This window comes from Thioalkalivibrio sp. (genome assembly GCF_041690275.1).
GTDB lineage: Bacteria > Pseudomonadota > Gammaproteobacteria > Ectothiorhodospirales > Ectothiorhodospiraceae > Thioalkalivibrio.
Window position 1 is genome coordinate 56,708 of sequence record NZ_JAWLHP010000008.1, and the last position, 9,526, is coordinate 66,233.

The window sequence follows — 9,526 nt, forward strand, 5'->3', positions numbered from 1 at the left end:
GGTGGTCCTGAAGTCCGGTCATGGCGGCTCCCGGGTTGCCGAGCGCCCTCGTCAGACCGACAAGGCTGGGAAGGAGCAGGATTCGCCTGAGGGGGCCTTCCCGGTCCGATTGCCCGCTCCAGTGTAACGCGGTCGGGAGATGGCCGTAGTTCAGAGAGGACAGGCCTGGATGATCTCGCTTATCCAGCCCGCTTTCCGGGATCCATCGGCCCAGCATATACACTGCAGCAGTCCACCGACTATCGATCCAGGGAGAGCCATGAAGCTTGCAATCGCGTTCGATGTCTACGGCACGCTGATCGATACCAACGGCGTGCTGGAAACGCTGGAGGCATTGATCGGCGACAGGGCCGAAGCGTTTTCCCGCACTTGGCGAGACAAGCAGCTGGAGTATTCGTTTCGGCGCGGCTTGATGCAGCGCTACCTGCCGTTTCCCGTGTGCACCAGGCAGGCGCTCGAATACTGTTGCGCCGTCCACCGGGTCGCACTGACCGACGGGCAGAAACAGCGCTTGATGGGCGCGTACGGTGAACTTCCGGCCTTTGCTGACGTGAGCGCGGCGCTGGCGCAGCTGAAGGCGTCACGGCACCGATTGTTCGCCTTCTCCAACGGCACGCGCGAAGCGGTCGGGGCCCTGCTGGCGCGCGCCGGCATCGCCGGGGCCTTCGAGGGTGTGGTCAGCTGCGACGACATAGGCAGCTTCAAGCCTGACCCGGCAGTGTACGCGCATCTCCTTGAGGTCTCCGGGGTGACCGCCGACCGGGCCTGGCTGATTTCCGGCAATCCGTTCGATGTCATCGGCGCGCGTTCGGCCGGCTGGCATGCGGCCTGGGTAAGGCGATCGGATGATGCAGTGTTCGATCCCTGGGGCATCGAGCCCGATTGCACGATCGCCGGGTTGGCTGAACTGTCCGCCGTGATGCCGGACTGACCAGCCGGAAGCAGGCTCGTGGAGCGCATACCCGCAGGCCCAGGACACTGGACATCAGCGCCAGGGAAGATCGGCAACTATGGAGCCCGGCCACACGCGCCGGAGCAAGGCGGGCAAGCGCAGGAACAGCCACCCATTTCTCTGCGGTCCGCGCCGGCTGCATGATCCGGGGCAATCATGAGAACGTGAGCGATCGCCCGGTGGCTCGTGTTCATTCTCGGGTAAGCGCATCATGCGCCTCAGCGCTGCACTCGCCGGCGAAAATGGATATCGATGTACCGTCCCCGGAAAGCCGATCGGGGTCCCGGAAACCCCGCATCAAGCCTCCTCAGTCAGGTCCTCCTCGGCCCGGTGGCGCGGCACCGCGACTCCGGAGGACGTCCGCCAACGGGCGCCGGCAGTCGACTGCAACGGACAGCGAGATATCAGCTCGCGGAATCCGGCCGCGCGAACGCTGTCTTGTCACGCACCACCATCTCGGTATGAGGATACGGGATGGAAATGCCGCGCGCGTCGAAGGCTTCCTTCACCTGGCGGGTCAGATCCCAGTAAACCTGCCAGTAATCCTCGGCGCGGGTCCAGGGTCGCACGATGAAATCGACGGAGCTGTCCCCGAGTGCATGCACCCGAATCACCGGGGCGGGGTCGGACATCACTGCCGGATGGGCGCGCACCACCTCTTCCAGCACGGCCTGCGCCTCCTCGATGGAATCATCGTAGGAGATGCCGAAGGTCAGATCCACGCGGCGGGTTTCGGAGGCGGTGACGTTGGTTATCACGTCGCCCCACACCTTGGAATTCGGGATCACGATCACCTGATTGTCGGGAGTCGTGACCGTGGTCGATACCACCGAGACGTGCTGGACGGTACCACCGACACCCGCAACGGTGACGTAATCCCCCTCGTCGAAGGGCCGGTTGATCATGATCATCAGGCCCGCGGCGAGGTTGCTCAGCGTGTCCTGCAGCGCGAAGGCCATGATGAAGGCGGCGCCACCGACGAGTGCGAAGAGCGGGGTTACGTTCACGCCGAGCATGGCCAGCACGATCATCAGGCCGAAGGCGATGGTCAGCCAGTAGGCGGCCATGGCCAGGAATCCCGTCAGAAGCCGCGACAGGTTGGGGATGCGGCTGAAGATGCGCCTGGCCCAGCTGCGCACCAAACGCGCCACCACAAAAAGAGCCAGAAGCGCCACCAGCACCACGGTCACGCGGAAGACCAGCTGCATGCCACCTTCAGGTGAGACCAGCCAGGCGATGACCACTTCGGCAAGCTCGCCCGCATCCATGCGCGATGTCTCCTCAACCGCAATCGCCGACCGATAGCCGCGCAGGTTCTCGACGAGCTCCGGATCGCCGCCCTTGCCATCGAGACTGGAGACGACGGCCGCAAACTTCTCGAAGATCCCCGCCCGCTCCTCCATCAGGGCGAGCCGCTGATCGCGCAGCGCCTCCGGCGCGGCCTCTCCCTGCGCCCGAATCTCGAGCTGGGTGTCGACGACGGCCTGGGTGGCATCGCGTGCCAGCCCCTGCCATGCAAGGGCGAGTGCGGCAAGCTCGTCGGCCGTCAGGGGCACGAGTCGGATCTGCAGCTCTTCCAGGGGGATATCCGGGGCATCGAGCGCCGGAGGATAAGCCGGCGGCTCCTCCGAGGCAGCGGTCGCCTCAGGCGCTTGCGCGCTGGGCGCTTCTGCCGCGGGAGTTTCGGCGGCGGGGGCCTCGGCCTGCTGAGCCTGAACGGCAACCGGTAGAAACCAGAGCGCGGCGAGGAGAACGAAAAGGGAGAACGGCATGAGGATTCGAACACGGAGAGGCATCAAACGCTCCAATTCATCAAGGTCATACGCCATCAGGACCGAGTGCCGCAACGGCTGCAACTCGAAGGGAGATACAAAATGGAACCGCCGCCCAAGGGCAGCGGGGTGTCATCGGGGCGATCCGTCCGGGCCCCATCGTTTTACCGGGTTGTTCATCCGTTGCAAAAGGTTGTCCACCGAAAACCGGTCGGCGTCCTTTGCCCTGGATTTTACTATGGCCGGTACAAACGTGGCTGCCCCGAAGTGTAAAAGACCGGTTCACATTAGCCGAAATGCCATATCTGCGCCAAGCCCCCTGCTCCATTTCAGCACGCGCCCGTACCGCTTTCCACTGCAGCCCCGCCGGTCGCTCCGCCCACCACCGGCCTTGTGCTGAGGGCATCGTTGACGCAGGTTATCACCTTCACTGCACCCCCGCACGCATTCCCGGCCTCGATGCCGGACACCCGTTTCGAACGCCCGCTTTCCATCCGACTGCCCCGTGTTCCGTTATGCGCTTTTTTGACTGTTGTGCCCGGACCCGATCCCTATACTCGGGACTGAACGAACCTCGCGGCGGACCGGGTGCGCCAAAGGACGAACGCTGTGAACTGATCAAGGGGTAAAAGAATGGATCGCAGACTTCTGCTGAAATTGCTAGCTTCCGGTACCGTATTGAGTGCCGCGCCGGCCACCCTGTGGGCACAGATGAAGGGGGAGACCTCGCCGCGCGCATACGAGTGGGGCTTTCCCGAATATCCCCCGACTCCCGCCGGCAGCGGGAACGCAACGCCCTTCGGCCAGGGCGAGATGAACGGGATCGAGACGGTCAGCGGCCATGAACTCTACAGGTTCCCGCGGGACCACCGTTATCACTATGGTCCGATCTATCACGGCCCCGAATACTGCGAGTGGTATTACTTCAGCGCCTTCGTCTATGACAAGGCGACCGGAGAGCCCTACACCCTATTCTGGATGACGCTCTTCGCGGGATGGGACGAGGGGCTCCAGCGGCCGGTGAAGAACGTCTTCTTCGCGGCCCACAACCTCCGGACCGGCGAGTTCAAGCCGTCGGTCACGCTCTATCCGGGCGAGTTCATCGCCGAGGGATCGCCGAGCGATGCGCCGAGGGAGGATTTCTGGTTCCGCTACCGCATCGGCACACCGGAGCACGGCCAGATGGAGGAAAGCTACCGCGCCGCCGACGAGACATGGAACTTCAAGGCCAACGTGGTGAAAGCGGCGCCCGAGCGCAATTCCGTGCCCTTCAGCATGGACATCACCGGCAAGGTCTACGCGCCCGGTTATGTCTTCAACACCCCCTGGGGCCTCGAAAACGAAGGCTACGACGTGTCGAGAACGGGCCTGCACAACCCGGAGACGGTCTACGGCATCTCCTATTACACGATCGCGCCGAAGATGATGATCTCCGGCCCGGTCGTCGTGGACGGGCACGAGATGGAGGTCGAGGGCCTCGCCTGGTGGGAGCACCAGTGGGGCAACCTGCGCACGCCCGATCACCTCGAAGGCCACTACATCTGGCAGAACGCCTATCTCGACAACGGTGACATGTTCCGCCTGCGCTTCTGGCGCAAGCCGGACCTCTCGATCGCCGAGGCAGTGACGAACTACGCCTACATCCACGCCGACGGCCGGATGGAATACGCCCTCGGGCCGGCGGTGCGCTGGACCACGATCAAGTCCTGGCCCTCGAACGTCGTCGAGAATGTCGACATTCCGCTTTACGGCAAGCTGGAGACGCCGCAGGGCACCTTCTACGTGGCCCCGGAATATCCGGAGCAGCAGGCGATCGGCTTCGCCGACTACACTGCCCTCTGGGAAGGAGCCATGTATCTGCATGAGGGTTCGCTCGACGGGCCGATCGTCGGCCGCGCCTATCACGAGAACATGATCGTGCCGTGGTATTACATACCGCGTGGCTTCGACAAGCCGATGCGCGAGGACCTCCGGCGCAAGCTCGACGGGGGCATGCCGCCGGCCCCGCCCTTCGAGTTCTACAAGTAGCCGCGGTCGAACCGAGGGGCCGCCCGTCAAGGCGGAGCGGTCGCCTCCGCTCTCGGAACACGGCCTGCTCCGGAGCAGCTTCAGGCGCGACCCGCTCGGTTTCCGGAGCGGGTGTTCCGCCCAGCGGCAGATTCCTTGCTCATCGTCTCGGCGCTCCGCCATTCACCTGTCTTCGCCGTTGCCCGGCGATCGATCCTGTCCATTGGAGAACGCGATTCCAGACTGCAGCTGTTCCCGGATCCGTCGGATGTCCCGCCAGTACTCCAGTTTTGCGATGAGCACTTCAGCGAAGAGGTAGGCGCCGAAGAGGACGAAGCCCCCTGCCATCAGGCCGGCGACGGGCCATGACACCGCGATGACCACGGCGAGTCCGTAGGCGGTGGGCTCGACAATGTTTGCTCGAAGGTCCAGCCAGGTCAGGGCGGCTTCCGCGGCAAGATCCGCCGCGACCAGGGACGAGATCGAAAACGCCAGGGAGCCGAGTACGAACAGGACGGCGATCAGTTCACCCAGCAGGCGCGTGCACACGGCCGTACAGGTCATCGCAGGATAGTCATGCGCGACAAGGGCCCGCAGCATGTCGGCGCGACGCCATAGCAGCCAGAACCATAAGGCAATCGCGATCGCAAAGAGGATCTGCAGCAGGATGACAGCGGCGAGAGGCCAGGGAAGGGGCGGGGTCTGCCATTCGACGACCCAGTAGATCGCTGATACCAAGGCCCCTGCCACGAGGACCATCACCGCAATGACCCGGAGTCCGGCACTGGCGAGACGCTGGATCGGGACTACCTGATCAGAGGTCATGACCTTGATCCGATCCAGACCGGTTCGCGCCTGACGACCGGAGACGACAACCGACGGGAACGACCGCGAATCGCAATCGACCCGAATTCCGATCGCAGGCCGCCCCCAGGGGTCCACAACAGTGGTGGATGATGCGGCGCACCCGCTGCAGCTTCTGCACTGCTGGGGGCGAGCACGAACAGGCGCAATGTTTCATGGTGCTCCGGACGAGAGGCGACCGGGCGATCGCCGTACCAGGAAAGATAGCAGGTGCATCGAATACCCGGGAGGCCGGCATCGTTCGCGCTGGTCGGACTGCGGATGGGGTTCTTCGGGACGCAGGATCTGTTCGCCGCGGTGGCGGTGAGCGCTGCCGCGGCGAGGTTGTCTGCCCACGGGCGCATCCCCGAAGCGTGCGCCGATCAAGATTCCTGAGACACTGCCGCCATCCGGTTGACGGCGTTGATCAACAGTAGTGAGGGACACGCGACCGTGGGTGTTGAGAAATTCCTGGGAACCGAGATCCGCCTGCCGACGGCGCCGGCCATTGCTGCGCGCATTCTCGACGCGGTCCGGGACGACGGCGACTCCTACCGCGCTCTGGCCGCCGTGATCGCGACCGACCCGGCGCTGGCTGCAAGACTGTTGTCGGTGGCCAATTCCTCGCTCTATGCCGTGCCGAGCCAGATCACACGAATCGAACAGGCCATTGCTCTGCTGGGCCTGAATCTGGTGAAGAACATCGCCCTTTCCTTCGCCGTGGTACGGGGTCTGGAGACCAATGGCCAGTTCGGCTTCGACTTCACTCGATTCCTGAAACGGGCCGTCACCGGGGCGGTGGCCGCCGAGATGATCGCCAACCAGATCGGGCATTCCAATGAGGACCTGTTCGCCTGCGCGCTGCTTCAGGATGTGGGCATGCTGGTCTTCGCCCTGGTCGCGCCCGAGGACTATGCGAGGGTCCTGGAAGAGGAGGCTTCGTCGCCGGAACCGCTGTGTGTCCTCGAAGCGCGCCGTTTCGGCTGCGACCACCAGGAACTCGGGGCGGAGATCCTGCGTCGCTGGGGACTGCCCGAGAGCCTGGCCGAGCCCATCCGCCACCACCACAGACTCGCTCCCGGACCCGATTCCCGCCAGGTCGCGATCAACCTGCTGTATCTCGCCGATCGTGTCGCCTCGCTCTACCACGGTTTCCACAGCGCCGAGCGCGCGATGCAGATCAAGGACTTTCTGGCTGAGCATTACGGGCAAACCCAGCAGTCTTCCGATGAGCTGATCGACGCAGTGGCAAGCCGCGCCCAGGAAATGCTTGCGGTGTATGAGATCGAAACCGGCACCATCAAACCCTACTCCCAGTTGCTCCAGGAGGCGAACGACGAGCTCGGACGCCTCAACCTCTCCTACGAGCAACTGGTGATGGAACTGAAGCAGGCACAGGCACGCACGGAGCAGCTCGCCGCCGAGCTCGGTGAGGCCAACTCCAGGCTGCGCGAACTCGTGTCGCGGGATGGCCTGACCGGGCTCTACAACCACCGCCACTTCCAGGAAATGCTGCGCAAGGAAATCGGAGAGGCCTCGCGCTACGCGCGTCCGTTGACCCTGATCCTGTTCGATGTCGATTTCTTCAAGAAGGTCAACGACGGACATGGCCATCCCGCCGGTGACACGGTGCTCAAGCGCATCGCGCGTTATGTCGCGGAGACGGTGCGTTCCAGCGACCTGGTAGCACGCTACGGTGGCGAGGAGTTCGCGATCATCCTCCCCGAGACCGATGCGCGCGACGCGGTGGTACTTGCGGAGCGGATCCGGCGCGGAATCGAGACGCTGGAAGTCGATGTGGGCAACCACTCGCCCCCGTTGCGGGTGACGGTGAGCCTGGGGCTCAGCGGCCTGAAACCCGGTGCTTCCGAACACGCCCAGGACGAAATGCTCGAGGCGGCCGACAAGGCCCTCTACGCGGCAAAGGGTGGCGGGCGCAACAGACTCGTGGTCGCCCGCTGACAATCGAGACGCCGGACCCGCATCATCGGTGCGTCGTGCACGCGGATCTGGTCTGCCGGCCGTTGTGGGCGAGGGAATGACTGAGGCTTTCAATGCGCCACCACACCGTTCTCGGGTCGGCAAGCATCCTTACGGCTCGTCTGCCGGGCTCAGCGGCCGTTGGCCGGTTCGAACACCAGAAATACCCGCGGTCCGCCACGACCTCCAGTTTTGGGGGCAACTCCTTGCAAAGCGGCTTCCCTGCTGCCAAGCGGAAAGATAGACTCGACTCAAGGTAGGAACCTGCGGCGCACTCTGCGCATCGACTGCGACGGGCATCATGCCAGTCCCCTTGTCAAGCGAGTGAAAAGCCGCCAACCAGGAATCATGACGCCCCCTACTCTCCGTCAGCCCTTCTTTGCCGGGCTCATCGTCGCGGTAAGCCTCGCCTTCGGCGCCGTGCTGTTGAACTTCTGGCAGCCGATCTTCTGGGCGGTCGTCATCGGCCTGCTGTTCCGTCCGGTGGAGGTCCGGCTATCTGAACGGTTCGGCGGGCGCCGCTCGCTCGCCGCCGTGCTGACCGTGACAGTCATCTTCTTCACGGTGATCGTGCCGACTCTGCTGCTGGTTTCGGCCGTTGCCGCCGAAGCGACGGCGTTCTATCAGCGCGTGCAGTCGGGCGAGACCGATGTCGGCGCCGCAATCCGTTGGGTTCAGGGACTACTGCCGCAAGCCTCCGAGTGGCTGGCGCGCTTCGGGCTCGATCTCTCCGAGCTCCAGCAGCGGCTTTCCTCGGCTGCGGTGGACGGCGGACAATTCATCGCCTCGATGTCGCTGGACGTCGGGCAGAATGTGGCCGGTTTCATCCTCAACTTCTTCCTGATGCTCTACCTGCTGTTCTTCGTCCTCCGCGACGGCGACACCGTCATGCAGGCCATTTACCACGCCATGCCGCTGCCGGACGATCAGGAGGAGCGGCTGTTCAACAAGTTCTCGGAGGTCACGCGTGCCACCGTGAAGGGCACCCTGGTGGTGGGCCTCGTGCAGGGATTCCTGGGCGGGCTCATCTTCGCCATCCTAGGCATCGAAGGTGCTGTCTTGTGGGGCGTGGTGATGGGGGCGGCCTCCCTGATCCCCGCCGTCGGGGCCGGGTTGGTCTGGGCGCCCGCCGCCATCATCCTGGTCATCGTCGGCGACTGGATTCAGGGCCTGGTGCTGCTCGCCTACGGCGTGGCAATCATCAGCATGGCTGATAACCTGCTGCGCCCGATTCTCGTCGGCCGCGATACCAAGATGCCCGATTTTCTGGTGCTCTTGTCGACCCTTGGCGGGATCAGTCTTGTTGGCATCACGGGCTTCGTCCTCGGGCCGGTGATCGCAGCGCTGTTTATCGCAGTCTGGCATATGTACACGGAGGATCGGGAGCACGGACCGGACTCGACGTTCACGCATGGGAGCGATGAACCGGCGGCAGGCCCTGAACCGGGGCGCGCCGATGACAGCGGTGACCAGGGGGACTAGTGGGCCATGCGAGCCCTGGCCTTCCCGGCTGGGCCTTCAGTCGCGCGGGTGGTCTTCGGGTTGGCAAAGCGACTGGCCGCCGTTCGCAAGCGTACCGAAGGTCTCCAGCTTCTCGAAGAAGGTGCGATGGTCGATATAGTGGCTGCCGTCGCACGAGAAGGTCATACCGATCCTCCCGTTGATGCGGTTGAGCGACCCGATGCGCAGATAGACTTGCTCGTCCGAGGTGCGCAGCCGCCGGAACTCTTCAAGTACCTTGATCAACTCCTCCTCATCAACCACGGGACGCAGGTGGTCGATGGGCTGGTCACGGAACTGCTCGAGGAAACCGGGGGCCAGCACCTCCTCGCGCACATAGACCCGGTTCCGGTAGACGTCGTCGCAAAACCAGCAGGTGAGCTGGCTCGAAGAATAGTGGATGCGGATATTGAAGACGCCCTTGGTCACAAGCAGGGCACACACGATATCGTGAACCAGATCGAGTTGCGGG

The 9,526-nt window shown here is 64.0% G+C and carries 6 protein-coding genes and 1 pseudogene; 4 read left to right on the forward strand and 3 right to left on the reverse strand.

Going from position 1 to position 9,526, the window contains the following annotated elements; genetic code table 11:
• Positions 1-259 precede the first annotated feature (259 nt).
• Positions 260-931, forward strand: a complete 672-nt coding sequence (locus ACESMN_RS02645) for a haloacid dehalogenase type II (RefSeq protein WP_373052033.1) — start codon at positions 260-262, stop codon at positions 929-931.
• 425 nt (positions 932-1,356) lie between these two features.
• Here the strand turns inward: ACESMN_RS02645 and ACESMN_RS02650 are convergent, their stop codons facing one another.
• Complete coding sequence (locus ACESMN_RS02650) at positions 1,357-2,781, reverse strand: mechanosensitive ion channel family protein (protein WP_373052034.1); 1,425 nt, start codon at positions 2,779-2,781, stop codon at positions 1,357-1,359.
• A 576-nt stretch (positions 2,782-3,357) separates the two neighbouring features.
• Between ACESMN_RS02650 and ACESMN_RS02655 the strand changes: the two genes are divergently transcribed.
• Complete coding sequence (locus tag ACESMN_RS02655) at positions 3,358-4,752, forward strand: hypothetical protein (protein WP_373052035.1); 1,395 nt, start codon at positions 3,358-3,360, stop codon at positions 4,750-4,752.
• 162 nt (positions 4,753-4,914) lie between these two features.
• Here the strand turns inward: ACESMN_RS02655 and ACESMN_RS02660 are convergent, their stop codons facing one another.
• A complete protein-coding gene (locus tag ACESMN_RS02660; RefSeq protein ID WP_373052036.1) occupies positions 4,915-5,556 on the reverse strand; it encodes a hypothetical protein in 642 nt (213 codons plus the stop codon).
• Between the two features lie 441 nt (positions 5,557-5,997).
• On the opposite strand from ACESMN_RS02660, the gene ACESMN_RS02665 reads away from it, so the two are divergent.
• Positions 5,998-7,536 (forward strand): HDOD domain-containing protein, encoded by a 1,539-nt coding sequence (locus tag ACESMN_RS02665; RefSeq protein WP_373052037.1) that lies wholly within the window; start codon positions 5,998-6,000, stop codon positions 7,534-7,536.
• A 366-nt stretch (positions 7,537-7,902) separates the two neighbouring features.
• Positions 7,903-9,036: an AI-2E family transporter gene (locus ACESMN_RS02670; protein ID WP_373052038.1), complete on the forward strand. Its 1,134-nt coding sequence runs from the start codon at positions 7,903-7,905 to the stop codon at positions 9,034-9,036.
• 36 nt (positions 9,037-9,072) lie between these two features.
• Here the strand turns inward: ACESMN_RS02670 and ACESMN_RS02675 are convergent.
• Positions 9,073-9,526 (reverse strand): annotated as a pseudogene (locus ACESMN_RS02675) (hypothetical protein); the annotation flags it as partial.